Source organism: Streptomyces sp. NPDC047072, assembly GCF_040643855.1.
Classification (GTDB): Bacteria; Actinomycetota; Actinomycetes; order Streptomycetales; family Streptomycetaceae; genus Streptomyces.
Genome location: NZ_JBEYVC010000032.1, coordinates 1 through 16,593, shown reverse-complemented (window position 1 = coordinate 16,593; position 16,593 = coordinate 1). Strand labels below are relative to the sequence as shown.

The 16,593-nt window shown below is 70.5% G+C and carries 13 protein-coding genes and 1 pseudogene; 4 read left to right on the top strand and 10 right to left on the bottom strand.

Annotation, left to right across the window (positions count from 1 at the left end; all coding sequences use genetic code 11):
- The first annotated feature begins 14 nt into the window (after window positions 1–14).
- A complete protein-coding gene (locus tag ABZ896_RS16690; protein ID WP_360928515.1) occupies window positions 15–794 on the top strand; it encodes a CDP-alcohol phosphatidyltransferase family protein in 780 nt (259 codons plus the stop codon).
- A gap of 39 nt (window positions 795–833) precedes the next feature.
- Here ABZ896_RS16690 and ABZ896_RS16685 read toward each other — a convergent pair.
- The 5 genes and pseudogenes from ABZ896_RS16685 to ABZ896_RS16665 all read right to left on the bottom strand — a co-directional run.
- Window positions 834–1,277, bottom strand: a pseudogene (locus ABZ896_RS16685) (GNAT family N-acetyltransferase); the annotation flags it as partial.
- A 22-nt stretch (window positions 1,278–1,299) separates the two neighbouring features.
- The gene (locus ABZ896_RS16680) at window positions 1,300–2,529 is read right to left on the bottom strand and encodes an MFS transporter (RefSeq protein WP_360928512.1); all 1,230 of its coding nucleotides are present in this window, start codon (window positions 2,527–2,529) and stop codon (window positions 1,300–1,302) included.
- Window positions 2,526–4,304, bottom strand: a complete 1,779-nt coding sequence (locus ABZ896_RS16675) for an ABC transporter permease subunit (RefSeq protein WP_360928509.1) — start codon at window positions 4,302–4,304, stop codon at window positions 2,526–2,528. Before ABZ896_RS16675 ends, ABZ896_RS16680 begins: the two co-directional genes overlap by 4 nt.
- A gap of 3 nt (window positions 4,305–4,307) precedes the next feature.
- The gene (locus ABZ896_RS16670) at window positions 4,308–5,813 is read right to left on the bottom strand and encodes an ABC transporter substrate-binding protein (protein WP_360928506.1); all 1,506 of its coding nucleotides are present in this window, start codon (window positions 5,811–5,813) and stop codon (window positions 4,308–4,310) included.
- A gap of 5 nt (window positions 5,814–5,818) precedes the next feature.
- Window positions 5,819–6,364 carry a GNAT family N-acetyltransferase gene (locus ABZ896_RS16665; RefSeq protein ID WP_360928503.1) on the bottom strand — a complete coding sequence of 182 codons (546 nt, stop codon included), beginning with the start codon at window positions 6,362–6,364 and terminating at the stop codon, window positions 5,819–5,821.
- 115 nt (window positions 6,365–6,479) lie between these two features.
- Here ABZ896_RS16665 and ABZ896_RS16660 point away from each other — a divergent pair, with 115 nt between their 5' ends.
- The 3 genes from ABZ896_RS16660 to ABZ896_RS16650 all read left to right on the top strand — a co-directional run bounded on the left by ABZ896_RS16660 (window position 6,480) and on the right by ABZ896_RS16650 (window position 11,299).
- Window positions 6,480–7,421, top strand: a complete 942-nt coding sequence (locus ABZ896_RS16660; RefSeq protein WP_360928500.1) for an ATP-binding protein — start codon at window positions 6,480–6,482, stop codon at window positions 7,419–7,421.
- A gap of 44 nt (window positions 7,422–7,465) precedes the next feature.
- The gene (locus ABZ896_RS16655; protein ID WP_360928497.1) at window positions 7,466–7,858 is read left to right on the top strand and encodes an SCO5389 family protein; all 393 of its coding nucleotides are present in this window, start codon (window positions 7,466–7,468) and stop codon (window positions 7,856–7,858) included.
- A gap of 171 nt (window positions 7,859–8,029) precedes the next feature.
- On the top strand, window positions 8,030–11,299 hold the full coding sequence (locus ABZ896_RS16650; RefSeq protein ID WP_360928495.1) for a type ISP restriction/modification enzyme: 3,270 nt from the start codon (window positions 8,030–8,032) through the stop codon (window positions 11,297–11,299).
- Between the two features lie 8 nt (window positions 11,300–11,307).
- Here the strand turns inward: ABZ896_RS16650 and ABZ896_RS16645 are convergent, their stop codons facing one another.
- The 5 genes from ABZ896_RS16645 to ABZ896_RS16625 all read right to left on the bottom strand — a co-directional run bounded on the left by ABZ896_RS16645 (window position 11,308) and on the right by ABZ896_RS16625 (window position 16,310).
- Window positions 11,308–11,703, bottom strand: coding sequence for a hypothetical protein (locus ABZ896_RS16645; protein WP_360928492.1), 396 nt, complete (start codon window positions 11,701–11,703; stop codon window positions 11,308–11,310).
- 81 nt (window positions 11,704–11,784) lie between these two features.
- Window positions 11,785–13,143: a GH1 family beta-glucosidase gene (locus ABZ896_RS16640; RefSeq protein ID WP_360928489.1), complete on the bottom strand. Its 1,359-nt coding sequence runs from the start codon at window positions 13,141–13,143 to the stop codon at window positions 11,785–11,787.
- Between the two features lie 20 nt (window positions 13,144–13,163).
- Entirely contained in the window at window positions 13,164–14,003 is an 840-nt protein-coding gene (locus ABZ896_RS16635; RefSeq protein ID WP_360928650.1) for a carbohydrate ABC transporter permease, read from the bottom strand.
- A 7-nt stretch (window positions 14,004–14,010) separates the two neighbouring features.
- Window positions 14,011–14,997 carry a sugar ABC transporter permease gene (locus tag ABZ896_RS16630; protein WP_360928486.1) on the bottom strand — a complete coding sequence of 329 codons (987 nt, stop codon included), beginning with the start codon at window positions 14,995–14,997 and terminating at the stop codon, window positions 14,011–14,013.
- Entirely contained in the window at window positions 14,997–16,310 is a 1,314-nt protein-coding gene (locus tag ABZ896_RS16625; RefSeq protein ID WP_360928483.1) for a sugar ABC transporter substrate-binding protein, read from the bottom strand. The genes ABZ896_RS16630 and ABZ896_RS16625 overlap by 1 nt, the downstream gene beginning before the upstream one ends.
- Window positions 16,311–16,593 lie beyond the last annotated feature (283 nt).

Here is a 16,593-nt window from a genome sequence, read left to right as displayed (position 1 = left end):
CGGAGGAATGTGCGGTGGCCCTGAACAACACTTACGAAGCAAGGCTGGTCCAGCAGGAGACCGCTGTGGGAGCGGGCGTTCAGATCCTGTTGCTGGCCCTGCTCGGCACGGCGATCGGCATGGGACCGGCGGGCTGGCTGACCGGCCTCGCCTTCGCCCTCGCCACCTGGGCCGTGCTCTCCCGGGCGCTGCATCGCACCAGGCCGCGGTCGTTCGGCCCGGCCAACCGGGTGACCCTCGGACGGGCCACCCTCGTCGGCGGGGTGACGGCGCTGGTCGCCGACTCCTTCCAGGACTCCCCGCCGGTGACGCTCTTCGTGGGCCTGACCGCGGTGGCCCTGATCCTCGACGGCGTCGACGGCAAGGTCGCCCGGGCGACGGGCACCTCGACCCCGCTGGGCGCCCGCTTCGACATGGAGGTCGACGCCTTCCTGATCCTGGTACTCAGCGTGTACGTCGGGATGTCGCTCGGCCCGTGGACGCTGCTGATCGGCGGGATGCGCTACGGCTTCGTCGCGGCCGCCCGCGTCTGGTCGTGGCTGAACGCGCCGCTGCCGCCGAGCATGGCCCGCAAGACGGTGGCCGCGCTCCAGGGGATCCTGCTGCTGGTGGCCGCGTCCGGGTATCTGCCGTACGCGGCGACGTTCGGGGTGGTGGCCCTCGCCCTGGCGACCCTGGTCTGGTCGTTCGGGCGTGACGTCCTGTGGCTGTGGCGTACGCACCGGGCGGACGAGGCGGCGGTGGAGGAGCTGCTGGAGCTGGCGCCGGCGCCGCGGGCCGCTGTCGCGTCCTGAAGACGTCTTTCTTGCGAAGACGTTTTTCTTGCGGGGTGAGCCCTTCAACGGCACCCGGTACACCGTCGACTCCCGCTGCCGGAACCCCTGCCGCTCGTAGAGGCGGTTCGCCGCCGCCCGGTCCGGGCGGGAGGTGAGGTCGACGGTACGGGCCCCGGCCTCCTTGGCGAGCCGGATGGCCTCCCGGATCAGCAGTCCGGCGATGCCCTGACCGCGTGCCTCGTGGTCGACGATCACGTCCTCGATACGGGCCCGCAGCCCGGCGGGCGCCGGGAACATGACCAGGGTCAGGGTGCCGACGATTCTTCCGGCGGACCGGGCGATCAGCATGGTGTTGGCGTCACAGGCCAGGATGCGGCCGAGCGCGGCGAGGTCGAGGGGCGTGGCGGACGAGGACAGCTGGGGCAGCATCCGGGTGAAGGCGTCGACGAGTTCCTGATCAGCCTGTTGGACGATCGCCACCTGGGTGTCCTGGGTCTCCATGGGTGGACCCTACCGCCGGGGTTCACATGGGGGGCGTCCGCCGCCGCGGCAACAGCCCGATCGCTACGACCGGTACAGCGGCCAGCACCAGCCACGGCACCGCTGCGGGCAGCCCCGCGTCGAGCAGGCTGCCGGTGACCGAGCTGCCGATCAGCACGATCAGCCCGGACACCGACGACAACGCCCCCATGTACAGCCCGAGTCGGCCCTCCTCGGCGAGGTCGGGCACCCAGGCCCGGGCCACCGGCGCGACGAGCATCTGCCCGAAGGTGAGCAGGACGACGAACCCGGCCGCGGGCAACAGCCCGGCGGTACCGGTCCAGTTGACTGGTCTCGCGAGAGCGACGACCGCGAACCCGGCGCCGATCAGCAGCAGCCCGGCCACCATCGACCGGCGCAGGCTCAGCCGGTCACCGACCCGGCGGGTGACGGGGAGTTGGGCGGTCACCACCAGCAGCGAGGACAGCGCGAACAGCCACGCCAGCGGCGCCTGCGAGCCGGTCGCGCGCTCGACCTCGGCGGGCAGGGCGAGGTAGAGCTGGTTGTAGGCGAGCAGGTAGGCGCCGTAGGCGCAGCACAGTGCGAGGAAGCCCCGGTTGCGCAGCAACGGTTTGATTCCGCCCCGGACTTGGACGCGCTCCCGCCCCGGGACGTGCTGCGGCAGCAGCCGGGCGTGTCCGGCGAGCACCAGCACGAAGACCCCGGCCCCGGCCAGGCACACGGTCCGGAAGTCCACCGCCAGCAGCAGCGCGCCCAGCAACGGCCCCACGAACGCGCCCGCTTGGCCCGCCACCGTGAACAGCGCGAGCACCCGCGTCCGCGAACCGCCCCCGCTCTCCTCGTGGATCACCGCCTGCCGGGCCACCTCGGACTCCACGGCGGGCGAGAACAGCGCGGCGGCAAACCCGATCAGCAGGACGGCCCCGATCACCGTCCAGGTCTCCTCGGCGAACCCGAGCCAGCCGAACCCCGCGATCCGCAGCACGCATCCGACGAGGACGACGGGCCGGATCCCGTACCGGTCGGCGAGCGCCCCGCCCACCACGAACAGCCCCTGCTGGCTGAAGGTCCTCAGCCCCAGCACGAACCCGACGAGCCACCCCGCCATCCCCACGGCCTGCCCGAGATGCTCGGAGAGGAAGGGCAGCACGGCGAAGAAGCCGATATTGAAGGCGAGTTGGGTGAGGGTCAGCAGCCGGAGCAGCGGGGAGAGCCTAGTGGTGGCGGCCGTGTAGGTGGTCGGCTGGGTCATCCGGTCTCCACCAACGCCCTTGTGCATGCGCGGTGTTCGGCCGTACGACGATCCGCGCGCCGTGGCAGCCGCACCCCGCCCGCCGCGCTCACCGCGAGCGCCCCGAGCAGGGCGAGGACGGCGGCGGGGGCGATCACGGCCCAGGGGGCGCGCTCGGCGTAGGGCTGGTTCTCGGCGAGGAGCAGGCCCCACTCCGGGGAGGGCGGCTGGGCGCCCAGGCCGAGGAAGGCGAGGGAAGCGAGGGCGAGGGCGGTGCCGGGCAGCCGCAGGAGGGCGTGCCGGGTGACCGAGGGGAGGACCGCGGGGAGCAGTTCATGGCGCAGGAGGTAGCCGCGTCCGGCGCCGAGCCCGCGGGTGGCGGTGACGTGCAGGGCGGCGCGTTCCTGGCGGAGCAGGGCGGAGGTGTGGACGGCCAGCGGCGCCCAGGCGACGAAGCCGACGGCGAGCGCGGGGGTCGCCGCCCCGGTACCGGCGACCGCGGTGACGAGGAGGGCGCCGAGGACGGGCGGTACGGCGCTCACGGTGTCGGCGAGCGGTCCGCCGATCCGGGGGACGAGGCCGAGGAGCACCCCTGTCACGAACGCGGCGGCACCGATGACCAAGGCGAGGAGCAGGGTGTCGAGAGCACCGTGGGCGACCCGGGCGAGGAGGTCCCGGCCGAGGGCGTCGGTGCCGAACGGGTGGGCCCAGGAGGGCGGTTGGAGACGGCGGACGGTGTCGAGGGCGAGCGGGTCGCGGGGCAGGCCGAGCGTGATGACGGCGAGCAGGAGACCGCCGTAGAGGAAAGGCTGGATGGTGCGGGCGGGGGTCTGGCGGCGGTGTGGGGAGGACAGCGAGCCGTCGCGCAGGGCGGGTCCGGCGATCCGGCGGGTGGCGAGGGAGGCGAGTCCCGTGGCGGTCGCCGCGAGGAGGAGCAGGGTGAGGGCGCCGGCCTGGAGGACCGGCAGGTCCTGGGCGAGGGCGGCCTGGAGGGTGGTGCGGCCGAGGCCGGGGATGTCGAAGATCTGCTCCACCGCGACCGAGCCGCCGGTCAGGCCGACCACGAACAGGCCGGTGTTCGGCAGCAGTCCGGGCAGGCAACGGCGTACCGCCTGGCGGGCGATGCCGCGGCCGGGCAGTCCGCGGGCGGCCGCGGCGAGCGCCCAGGGTTCGGCGAAGGCGCCGGGCAGCAGGTCGTCGAGGAGGCGGCCGAGCACGGCCCCGGCGGGCAGGCCGAGGGCGAGGGCGGGCAGGATCGTCGACCGGAACCCGTACCAGCCGAGGGCGGGCAGCCAGCCGAGCTGCACGCCGACGACGGTGGCGAGCACGGACGCGGTGAGGAACTCGGGGAGCGCGGCCAGCATCGCCGAACCGGCGCCCGGGGCCTTGGAGTTGTCGAGCCCGTGGTGCGCGCCGAGCCACAGGGTGCGGGCGCAGATCAGGGCGGCGGTGACGGCGGCCACGGTGAGGGCGACCGCCATCAGCAGCAGGGACGCCCCCAGCGCCTGGAGCACCGCGGGCGTGACCTCTCCCCCGGAGAGCCAGGACCGTCCGGCGTCCCCGCGCCACAGCCCGCCCAGCCACTGTCCGAGGAGGCTGAACGGACCCTGGTCCAGGCCGAGTTGGGCCCGGATGTCCGCCAGCACCTCGGGGGTGGGGTCGCGGTCGGCCGAGCGCGCCTTGAGGACGGTCAGCGCCGGGTCGGTGCGGGCCAGCCAGGGCAGCAGGCCGATCCCGCACACGAGGGCGGCGGCGAGCAGGGCGCGCCAGAGCAGCGCGGGCAGCGGGTGTCGCACGGGTCAGCGTCGCGTTCCGGTGCCGAGGAGGGTGCGCTCGTAGGGGTCGAGGAGCGCGCCGCGGACGTCGCTTGCGACGCCGGTGATGATCCGCTGGTGGACGAGCGGGACGACGGCGTCGGTGCCGAGGATCGCGGCCTCGGCGGCCATGGCCGCGTCCTGGCGTCTGCCGGGGTCGGCCTCGGACTCGGCCTTCGCCACCGCCTTGTCGACGTCCCGGTCACAGAGCTGGGCGATGTTGTAGCCGCCGTCGCAGGTGTAGTCACTGGCGAGGACCGCCACGGGGTCGCCGGTGTCGACGAGAGTGTTGCGGGCGAGGACGAACGCGTCGAACTTCCCCTCCAGCGCGTCGCTCTCCAGCCGCGAGTACTCGCGCACCTCCAGCGTGACCTTGAACCCGGCCTTCTCCAGCTGCTGCTTCAACACCTGGGCGACTTCGGGGAGTTCGGGCCGGTTGTCGTAGGTGGCGAGGGTGATGCGGGCGCCGTCGGGGTCCTCTGCCTGGGCCCTTTTTGCCTGCTGCCGCTTGCCCTCGGCCCAGGTCACGGCGGGGCCGTAGATGCCGGTGCCGGGGTCGGCGTGGCCCTCGTAGACGCCCTTGGCGAGGGTCGAGGTGTCGACGGCCGCGCGGGCGGCGGCGCGGAGTTTCGGGTCCTTGAAAGGGCCCGTCCTGGCGTTGAGAAGCAGGCTGGTCGTGCGGGTGGTGGCGGTCTCCTCGCGGGTGGCCTTGTCGAGCGTGGCGGCCTGGGCGACGGGGACCGCCTCGGCGAGGTCGATCTCGCCGGTGCGCAGGGCACTGGCGCGGGCGGTGCCGTCGGCGATGAAGCGGACGTCGACGCCGGAGGCCTGGGCGCGGCCGCCCCAGTAGTCGTCGTAGCGGTCGAGGGTGGCGGAGGTGGAGCCGGTGACCTCGGTGAGCTCGAAGGGGCCGGTGGCGGTGCCCGCCGGATCGACGCCGCCGTCCTTGCCGTAGGCCTTGGCGCCGAACACGGCGAGGCTGGGGCTGGAGAGTCTGAGCGGCAGCACGGGGTCGGCGACCTCGGTCGTGATCCGTACGGTGGTGTCGCCCGCGGCCTTCGCCGAGAGCGTCACGCCGGACAGGGCGGCCGGGGCGGGCTTCGCCTCGGTGGCGTGGGTGAGGGCGCCGGCGACCGCGGCCGGGGTGACCTCGGTGCCGTCCTGGAAGGTGGCCTCGCGCAGGGTGAACAGCCAGGTCCGGTCGTTCTCGCGGCGCCAGGACTGGGCCAGCGCGGGGGCGGCGGCGCCGTTGGCGTCGAGGGCGGTCAGGCCCTCGGTGACACCGAGGCGGCTGAGGAGGGTGGCGTCGGCGCCGTACGGGGAGAGGTTCTCGGCGGGCGGGAAGGCGAGGGCGACGCGGAGGCGGGAGCCGTCGCCGTTCTCCGGGGCGTCGGGGTCGCCGTTGGAGGCGAAGCAGGCGGTGAGGAGCGGGGCGAGGAGCAGGGAGCCGAGGAGGTGGTGGCGGCTGCGGTGTCGGCCGTGGCTGGGCATCGCGGTCACCGTCCCATCGGTATCTCGAAGTGGACGACGTTGCTCGCGCCGCCCGTGGTCTCGCGTTCGTCGTGCACGACCTTGCCGAGGGAGCGCCAGAAGGGTTCGGCACCGGGGACGGCCGGGTCGGTGTGCAGATACACCGCGCGGTAGCCGCCGTCCGCGGCCGCGAAGGCGAGCAGTTCGTCGACCAGGCGCCGGGCGAGGCCGCGCCTGCGGTGCTCGGGACGGACGTAGACGCGCCGCAGTTGGGCGGTCTCGCCGGAGGGGTAGCGCTCGGCGAGGGCGCGGGGGTTCGGCGGGTGGGCGGGGCCGCGGGAGTCGAGGGCGGCGGTGGCCACGACGGTCCGGCCGCCGGGATCGTCGGGGTCGAGGGCGACGAGGAGGGTGTGGCGGGCCGGGGCGAGGTAGGCGGCGGCCGGGTCGATGATGTCGCCGTGCCAGCGGGGCACGTAGCCGGTACCGAAGTCGCGGTAGACGGTGTCGAGCATCACGGCTCGCGCGCTGTCGAGGTCGTCCGGGCCTGCCGCCCTGATGCTGTAGTCACGCACTTGCACATCATATGCATTAAGGCGGGGCACTTGATCACCGGGCGATTTGACAGTGATCGGGAACACGCCTAAAACCTACCGACATGACTTCCATTTTCAAAAAGATGGAGCGGTAGTGCGGATCGCGTTCGTCGGCAAGGGCGGCAGCGGCAAGACGACCCTGTCGGCGCTCTTCTCCCGGCATCTGGCCCGCTCGGGCGCGCCGGTGCTGGCCGTGGACGGGGACATCAACCAGCACCTGGCGGAGGCGCTGGGGCACCTGGGCTCCTTCGCAGCGGCTCCGCTGGGCGCGCACGTGTCCTCGATCAAGGAGTACCTGCGCGGCACCAACCCGCGGATCCCCTCCGCCGAGGCGATGATCAAGACGACCCCGCCGGGCCGCGGTTCACGCCTGCTGACCCTGCTCGGCGACGACGAGCTGCACGCGCGGCACGTCCGCCGGGCCGGTGACGTACCGCTGATGGTGACGGGCGAGTTCGACGAGAGCGACCTCGGCGTGTCCTGCTACCACTCCAAGCTCGGCGGGGTGGAGCTGTACCTCAACCACCTGGTGGACGGCCCCGGCGAGTACGTCGTGGTGGACATGACGGCGGGCGCGGACGCGTTCGCCTCCGGGCTGTTCTCCCGCTTCGACATGACCTTCCTGGTGGCCGAGCCCACCCGCAAGGGCGTCTCCGTCTACCGCCAGTACCGGGACCACGCACGGGAGTTCGGGATCCGGATCGCCGTGGTCGGCAACAAGGTGACCGGCGAGGACGACCTGCTCTTCCTCAAGGAGCAGGTGGGCGACGACCTGTTGACCCACCTGGTCCAGTCCCCGTGGGTACGCGCCGCCGAACAGGGCCGCTCCGACGACGACTTGGACACCCTGGAGCCCCACAACCGGCACGCCCTGAACGTCCTGCGCGAGGCCGTCGACTCCCACCCCCGCGACTGGGCGACCCTGCACCGCCACGCCGTCGAGTTCCACCTGCGCAACGCGCGGGCGTGGGCGGGCGAGGACCTGGCGGCGCAGGTGGACCCGGAGTACGTACCGGGTCCGGCCGCACTGTCCTGACCCGGCATCACACCCCTCACCCCCACCAGAACAGGAACCCTCACATGTCTCTCGACGTCTCCCCCGCACTCCTCGCCGAGGCCGAGCGGGGCGACATCCGTGAGCAGGACTTCGTGGACACGGTCCGCACGTCCCTCCCCTACGCCTACGACCTCATCGCCTCCCTCGCCGCCGAACTCAAGTCCGGCATCGCGGAGTTCACCGACAACCAGACCCCTCCCCCGTCCGAGAAGGAGCGCGGCCAGCTCCTGCGCGCCCTCGCCAGCGACGCGATCCGCGGCAGCCTGGAACGCCACTTCGGCATCGCCCTGGCCTTCCAGAACTGCCACCGCGTGGCGGCCTTCCGCCCCGAGTCGACCACGAGCGAGACGTACACCCGCTTCACCTCCCTCCGCTCCCAGATCCTGAACCAGTCCCCGGAGTTCAGGGACTGCTGACGGAGGAGGGCCATCGAAGTGTTCGGAAAAAATCTGTCGCTACGGGATGGACAACGGCTTTGACCGTCCGTCACGATCTCTTACTGCAAACCATTTGACGGATCAATCTTCGTGTGGCACGCCCCGGACAGCTATGCCCGGGGCGCTTCTCATTGCAGGGGCAGGGGGGCCATGCCTGAAGACGCTCACGGCTGGTTACGGGACGCGGTATCGGAGTTCGGCCGGCAGTGCCGGAGAAAGCTGTCGGGTGGCGGCGGCCAGGAGTCGTCCATCCGGGCTCCCCTCGAATTGCTGCTGAAGGCCGTGGGTGAGCATCACCAGCACCGCGAGGTGACCTGGCACGACGAGTACCGCATTCCCGACCTCGGAGTGCGCCCCGACTACGCCGTCCGCACGGCGACCGGCATCATCGGCTACATCGAGTTGAAGAAACCCACGCTTTCGGTGGACCCGGAGACCTTCTCCAAGTCCAACCGTGAGCAGTGGGAGAAGCTCCGGGACCTGCCCAATCTGCTGTATTCCAACGGCACCGAGTGGCGGTTGTTCCGGCACGGCGACCAGCTCGGGGAGACCGTCCGGTTCCGTGGCGCACTGAAGAGCGCGGGCGACCGGCTGTCGGTCGACGACCCGGCCGCGTTCGACGCTCTCATGAAGCAGTTCCTGCGCTGGAGCCCACCGAGGATCACCCAGGTCTCCCGTCTCGTCCAGCACATCGCGCCGTTGTGCCGATTGCTGCGCTCCACCGTTCTGGAACAACTGGACTTCGAGGCCCGGTCGTCGGCACCGGACGACGACATTCGGGCCCGGCCGTTCACCGGACTCAAGAACGACTGGCGCCGATTACTCTTCCCGTCGGCCGACGACGCCACCTTCGCCGACGGTTATGCCCAGACCATCACCTTCGCGCTGCTGCTGGCCCGCACCGAACACATCCCTCTCAGTCCGAACTCCTTCCACGAGATCGGCCGCCGGCTCGACACCGGTCACGCCCTCATGGGCAAAGCGCTCCAACTGCTGACGGACAACGTCAACGAGCGCTTCACCGTCACCCTCGACCTGCTGACCCGCACCATCGGGCACGTCGACTGGGAGACCATCCGTGCGGGCAACCGGGACGCCTACCTCCACCTGTACGAACACTTCCTCACCGTCTATGACCCCGAACTGCGCCAGCAGAGCGGGTCGTACTACACGCCCCACGAGATCGTCGAGGACATGGTGCGTCTCACCGAGGACGTGGTGCGCACCCGGCTCGGCCAGGAGGAGGGGTTCGGCGCCGACGAGGTGAAGATCATCGATCCCGCCATGGGGACCGGCACCTTCCTTCACACGGTCATCGAGCGCGTCGCGACACGGGCCGAACGCCAGGGTCCGGCAATGGCCCGCGACGCGATCGCCCGGCTCGCCTCGCGGCTGTTCGGTTTCGAACTCCAGATGGGCCCGTTCGCGGTGGCCGAACTCCGCGCGTCCGACCTCCTCAAGCGGTACGAGGCTCCGCTTCCCCGCAACGGCCTCAACCTGTTCGTCACGGACACCCTGGACAATCCCTTCGTGGAGGAGGAGTACCTGGCCTCCACGTACGGAGCCCTGTCCGACTCACGCAGGCGCGCCAACCACATCAAGGCCCGCACGCCCGTCACCGCCCTCGTCACGAATCCGCCGTACGACGACAAGGCGGAGGACCGTGGCGGCTGGGTGGAGAAACGGCCCTCCGGCAAGGAACCCCCGCTCCTCGACGCCTTCCGCCATCCCGGCAACGGCCGCTACGAGCACATGCTCAAGAACCTGTACGTGTACTTCTGGCGCTGGTCGACGTGGAAGGTGTTCGACGCCCATCCCGAGGACCGGCACGGCGTGGTGTGCCTCATCACCCCGTCGGGGTGGGCCACGGGGCACGGCGGGCGCGGTATGCGTGAATACCTGCGGCGCACCTGCGACGAGGGATGGATCATCAACCTCTCACCGGAGGGCCAGCGGGCTCCCGTCTCCAACCGGGTGTTCCCCAAGGTCGCCCAGCCGTTGGCCATCCACATCTTCGTCCGCAGGGCGGATGCCGTACGAGGGCCGGACCACCGCGCCCACGTCCACTACCGGGAACTGACCGGACGGCGCGCGGACAAGTTCGGGCAGCTGCGCGATGTCCGCCTCGACGACGGAGGCTGGCGTGACGTCCATACCGAGCCAGGCCGCCCGTTCACACCGGCCACGCGGTCGGGGTGGGAGGAGTTCCCCGAACTCGGCGACCTCTTTCCCTGGGGCAGCCCGGGATCGAAGGCGAACCGATCCTGGGTCAGCTCGCCCTCGGCCGAGATACTGCGCCGCCGCTGGGCTCGGCTGATCCGTGAGACGGATCCACTGGAGAAGGCCGCCTTGTTCAAGGAGACCGGCGACCGAAGCGCGGGCCTCATCGCCCAGGAGACTTCCACAACGCCGGAACTCATACGCATAGGGCTGCGCAGCTTCGATCGTCAGTTCCTCATAGCCGACGATCGCGTCCTCGACCGTCCTCGGCCCGAGCTTTGGGCGTCCCTTCGACCCGGCCAGATCTTCCTCAACCAGCAGTCCTCTCACGCCATCAGTTCAGGTGCGGCACTCGTCGCGACCCATCTGCTCCCCGACACCCACCACTTCAACGGCCGTGGGGGCCGCGTGATGCCGCTGCTCCACCCCGACGGCTCGGCCAACACACCCCCTCGTCTGCTGTCCCTTCTCACCGAACTCATGGGTCCGGAAGACGTCACCGTGCAGGACCTCGCCGCCTACACCGTCGCCGTGACCGGACACCACGCGTTCACCGAACGCTTCACCGAGGAACTGCTCACTCCCGGCGTACGTCTCCCCCTCACCCGGCAGCCCGACCTGTGGCGGAGAGGTGTCGAGCTGGGCCGCGAGGTGCTGTGGGCCATGACGTACGGACAGCGATGTGCGGATCCGTCCGCCGGCCGTCGTCCTGGACGCGTCGGGTTCGACGACGGTGACGAACGGCAGGTGAAGTACCTCCGGCACATCGGCGACGAAGTTCCCGACCACATGAGCCACGACGCCGAGTCCCAGATCCTCCACATCGGCAAGGGCGCCTTCGGCCCCGTGCCCGAGGCCGTCTGGCTGTACGACGTCGGGGGCATGCGCGTCGTCAACAAGTGGTTCGGTTACCGCAAGGCCTCCCCCACCAGCAAGAAGACCAGCCCGCTCGACGACATCCACGTCGACACCTGGCCGCACGAGTGGACGAGCGAGTTGATCGACCTGCTCTGCGTCCTACGGCGCCTCACCGACCTGTCGGCCGCTCAGGGCGCGCTCCTCGACGACATACTCGCGGCCGAGGTCGTCACCGTCGCCGACCTCACCGCGAACCGTGTGCTGCCCGTTCCTCCCACGGCGCGCAAGGCGAGGCAGCGGCTGGAGGGCACCCTGTTCCCGGACGGCGCGAACGATGCCTGAACGGGACGTCAACCGCCCCCTCCGGCCTCGTTCAGCGCCTGGTCGAGCGAGAGGGTGCCCTGGGCCAACCCCCGTACCGCTCGCGCCACTTGCAGATCTGTCCGGCCCACCGCTTCGATCAGCAGGACCACTGCGGACAGCCGCTCCTCCGCCGCCTCGTACACGGCCCGGTAGTGGACCGCCGCTCCCAGCGGAGTCGTGGAGACGGCTCCGCCCTCCCGGGTCACCAGTCCGAGAAAGGCCAGTTCCGACAGGTCCAGTTCAGGGTCCTCGGGGTCCAGCCCCCTTGCCAGCCAGTCCAGTTGGGCGTCCTCCCCTTCATCGGCGTCGGGGAGCGGACTGAGCAGGGTTTCGGCCAGGAGCCGGTACTGGGAACTGCTGAGCTCGAAGTGCGGCAGCGGCATGGCCCCATGCCTAGCACATCGCACCGCGCGCCTCGCTCCACCACGCAGCAGGCTCCAGGGCCGACGGTCGAGCGACTCTCATCACGCCGCCCTCCGCCCCCGTTCCCGATGTGCGCGCACCACCTCCGCGTACCGATACCCGCTTCCCTTGATCGTGCGGGTCTGGGTGCGGTAGTCGACGTGGATGAGGCCGAAGCGTTTGGCGTAGCCGTAGGCCCATTCGAAGTTGTCGAGGAGGGACCAGGCGAAGTAGCCGGCCAGGGGGGCGCCTTTGCGGGCGGCCGAGGCGCAGGCGGCGAGGTGGTCGAGGAGGTAGTGCTGGCGTTCCGGGTCGTCCACCGTGCCGTCGGGGCGTACGACGTCCGGGAAGGCGGACCCGTTCTCCGTGACGTAGAGGCGGCGGGCGCCGTACTCGTCGGTGAGGCGCAGCAGCAGCTCCTCGATGCCGTTCGGGTCGATCTCCCAGTCCATGCCGGTGCGGGGGACGCCGAGGCGGTGGACCGTGCGGACGTGCGGGACCGGGCCGTCGGGGGCGTCGGCGACCGTCTGGGGGAAGTAGTAGTTCAGGCCCAGCCAGTCCAGCGGCGCGGCGATCCTCTCCAAGTCGCCTTCACGGATGGGGAGTTCCACGCCGTATACCTCCTGCATGTCGGAAGGGAAGCCGCGGCCGTGGATCGGGTCCAGCCACCAGCGGTTGGTGTGGCCGTCCATGCGGCGCGCAGCCTCGACGTCCTCCGGGCGGTCGGTCGCGGGGAAGACCGTGGAGAGGTTGTTCACGATTCCGACCTGGGCGTTCGGGACCGCGCTCCGGATCGCCTCGACGGCGAGGCCGTGGCCCAGCAGCAGGTGGTAGGAGGCGCGGACGGCCGCCGTCACATCCGTGAGGCCCGGGGCCATCCTGCCCTCCAGGTGGCCGATCCAGGCCGAGCAGAGGGGCTCGTTGAGGGTGCACCAGTGCTTGACGCGGTCGCCGAGCCGCTCCGCCACCGCCGAGGCGTACGCGGCGAAGTGCTCGGCGGTCTCCCGTGCCGGCCAGCCGCCGCGGTCCTGGAGCACCTGGGGCAGGTCCCAGTGGTAGAGGGTGACGGACGGGGTGATGCCCGCCTCCAGCAGTCCGTCGGTCAACTCGTCGTAGAAGGCGAGGCCCTTGGGGTTCACCGGGCCGTCACCGGCCGGCATCACCCGTGGCCAGGCGACCGACAACCGGTAGGCGTTCGTGCCCAGTTGACGCATCAGCGCGATGTCCTCGCGCCAGCGGTGGTAGTGGTCGCAGGCGACGTCGCCGTCGTCCCCGCCGTCGATCTTCCCCGGTGTGTGGGCGAAGGTGTCCCAGATCGACGGCGAACGGCCGTCCTCCGCCACCGCCCCCTCGATCTGGTACGCCGATGTGGCCGTGCCCCACAGGAAGTCGTGCGGGAGTGCGGCGAGGTCGATGCTCACGTAAGTCCTTTCCGTACAGGTCACTTGACGGCGCCCGCCGTCAACCCGGCGACGAGATAACGCTGGAGGAGCAGGAAGCCGGCCACCACCGGCACGCTCACGACCAGGGAGGCGGCCATGATCTGGTTCCAGTACACGTTGTTGAGCGTGGAATAGCCCTGGAGTCCGACGGCGAGCGTGCGGGTGGTGTCGTTCGTCATCACGGAGGCGAAGAGCACCTCGCCCCAGGCGGTCATGAAGGCGTAGACGGCGACCGCGACGATCCCCGGGACCGCGGCCGGCACGACCACCCGGAAGAGCGCGCCGAGCGGCCCGCAGCCGTCCACCAGTGCCGCCTCGTCCAGGTCGCGTGGCACCGAGTCGAAGTACCCGATCAGCATCCAGATCGAGAACGGCAGGGAGAAGGTCAGATACGTCAGGATCAGCCCGCCGCGCGAGCCGAACAGGGCGATGCCGGTGGCGTCGCCGATGTTGACGTACAGCAGGAACAGCGGGAGGAGGAACAGGATGCCCGGGAACATCTGGGTGGAGAGCACGGTGATCGTGAAGATGCGCTTGCCGCGGAAGGAGTAGCGGCTGACCGCGTAGGCCGCGAACACCGCGATCACCACCGAGCAGACCGTCGCCGCGCCCGCCACGATCAGGGAGTTCACGAAGTAGCGGGCGAGCGGAACGGTCGACCAGATGTCGATGTACGGGCGGACGGTGAGCCCGCTCGGCAGCCAGTGGAACTCACCCGTGACGTCCGCGAGCGGCTTCAGCGAGCTGGAGACCATGACGTACACGGGGAGGAGGACGAAGCCGGTGAGGAGGGTGAGGAGGATGCGTCGGGTCCACAGGAACGAACTCGGGGGCGCCATAGGAGAGTTACGCATGCGAGGCCTTCCGTCCGCGTGAGGTGACGGCGAGGTACACGCCGGTCACCACCAGCAGGAACAGCAGCAGGAGCACGGACATGGCGGAGCCGGTGCCGAAGTTCCAGGTGACGAAGGAGGCTTGGTAGATGTGGACCGAGATGAGGTCGGCGGCCTCGGGGGCGGTCCGGCCGAACAGGACGTACGGCGTGTTGAAGTCGTTGAAGGTCCACAGGAACAGGACCAGCACCAGGACCTGGTTGACCGGGCGCAGGGACGGCAGGGTGATGCGGCGGATCCGCTGCCACACGCCGGCGCCGTCGAGGGCGGCCGCCTCGTACAACTCCCCCGGGATGTTCTGGAGTCCGGCCATGACGATGAGGAAGGCGAACGGCCAGCCCTTCCACACCGACACGGTCAGCAGGGCGTAGAAGCTGTTGTCGCCGATCAGCCAGAACGACGGCTTGTCGGTGAGGTGGAGCTGGTCGTGCAGGACGTGGTTCACCAGGCCGTTGTCGTGCTGGAACATGAACACCCAGGTGATGACGGCCGCGTAGACCGGCAGGGCGTACGGCACCAGGAACAGCGCCCGCAGCAGGCCGCGGCCCCGGAAGGTGTCCTGCATACAGATCGCCGCCGCCGTGCCGATCAGCCAACACAGGCCCACGGAAAGGACGGTGAAGGCGACGGTGACGAGGAACGAGTGCAGCAGCGCCTCGCCGACCGGGGCGTCGAAGTCCACCGACACCTTGTAGTTGTCGAGGCCGGACCAGGGCGCGCTGCCCCAGTCGCGGATGTAGAACTGCGTGAGCACCTTGAAGCTCATCACGATGCCGATGACCATCGGCACGAGGTGGACGAGGAGTTCGAGGACGAGGGCGGGCAGGAGCAGCAGGTAGGGCAGTCCGGCGCGGCGGACGCGGCCGGGGCGGGTGCGCGGTGGGCGTCCCGCGCCGGGCAGGTGGCGAGGCTCGGCGCGTTCCACGGTGGCGGACGTCATCAGGCGGCCGGCATCTGCTGCTGGGCCTTCTCCAGCGCCGCCTTCACCGAGTCCGCGGTGACCGGACGTCCGGCGGCCGCGTCGGCGAACAGCTCCTTGACGGCGGTCCCTACGGCCGTCTCGAACTGCGACTCGTCGGCGACCTGCGGCAGCGCGGCCGCGCTCTTCGCGAGGGTGTCCTTCAGTACGGCGTTGGCGGCGGTGGTGAAACTCGCGTCCGCCTGGGCCGACTTGACCGGGGGTATGGAGCTGTACGCCGTGTTGAGGACCTTCTGTTCGGCGTCGCTCACCATGAACTTCACGAACTTCTTGGCACCGTCGAGGTTGTCGGAGTTCTTGAAGACGGCCAGGTTGATGCCGGCGACCATGGAGTTGACCTGCGCGCCGGTGCCGGGGGCGCCGGACTGGACGGGCACCGGGGCGATGCCGTAGTCGTCCTCGCTCATGCCCTGGGAGGCGAGGTTGGCGGACGCGGACTGCCACAGCAGCATCGCTGTCTTCCCCTTGGCGAAGTCGCCGACCGACTGATTCTGGGCGTACTCGGCGTTGCCGGGCGCGATGACCTTGTCCTTGGCCATCAGGTCGACGTACTGCTGGACCCCCGCGACCGCACCGGAGTTGGTGAAGTCCGGCTTCCCGTCGGCGGTGAAGAAGTCGGCGCCGTGCTGCCGGGCGGAGACGAAGGCGTGGTGGATGTTCTCCGAGGGGTTCGAACCCTCCGCTCCCAGGCCCCACTTGCCGTTCTTCGACAGCTTCTTGCCGTCGGCGACCAGCTCCGCCCAGGTGGCCGGCGGCTTCCCGATGCCCGCGTCGGCGAACATCTTCTTGTTGTAGTAGAGCGCGTACGCCATCGAGTACAGCGGTACGGCCGCCGGGTCCTGACCCCGCGCTCCCGTGGAGCCGAGCGCCGAGTCGACGAAGCGGTCCCTGCCGCCGATCGCGCTGAAGTTCTCGGCGTTCCACGGCAGCAGCGCGCCGGTCGCCTGGAGCGAGGCGCTCCAGGTGTTGCCGATGTTGAGGACGTCGGGGCCCTGGCCGGAGGTGGTCGCGGTGAGGATGCGGTTCAGCAGGTCCGACCAGGGGACGACCTCCAGCTTCACCTTGATGCCGGTCTGCTGCTCGAACCTGTCGAGTTCGGGCTGGAGGACCTTCTTGTCCACCTCGATGCTCGCGCCCTGGTTGGACGCCCAGTACGTCAGGGTCTTCGGCGAGTCGTTGGACCCGCCGGTCGACGAACCGCCTCCGCAGGCCGTCGCGGCCAGGGCGAGAGACAGGGTGACGGCGCCTACGGCCGCGGTTCGGATGCTGCGCATGCTCCTGGTGTCCCTTCAGGGAATGCACTCACGACTTAATTTAGGACGTGAGTTAAACGGCGGGAGCTGGGCGCGTCAAGGGGTTGGACGCGACGGCGTTCACTTCTTGAACCGGTGCTCCGGCAGTGGCCTGGGCGGCCCGCCCCGAGAAGGGCGGGCCGCCTGTCCGTCACCGTGCCGCCGTCACCGCCGGCGCCGGCGCGTACCCGGTCGGCCGGGCCGTGAAGGTTGCCCCCGGGCATCGAGAAGATCGTCGTCACCGCCAGCCCGGACGCGGCGGGGC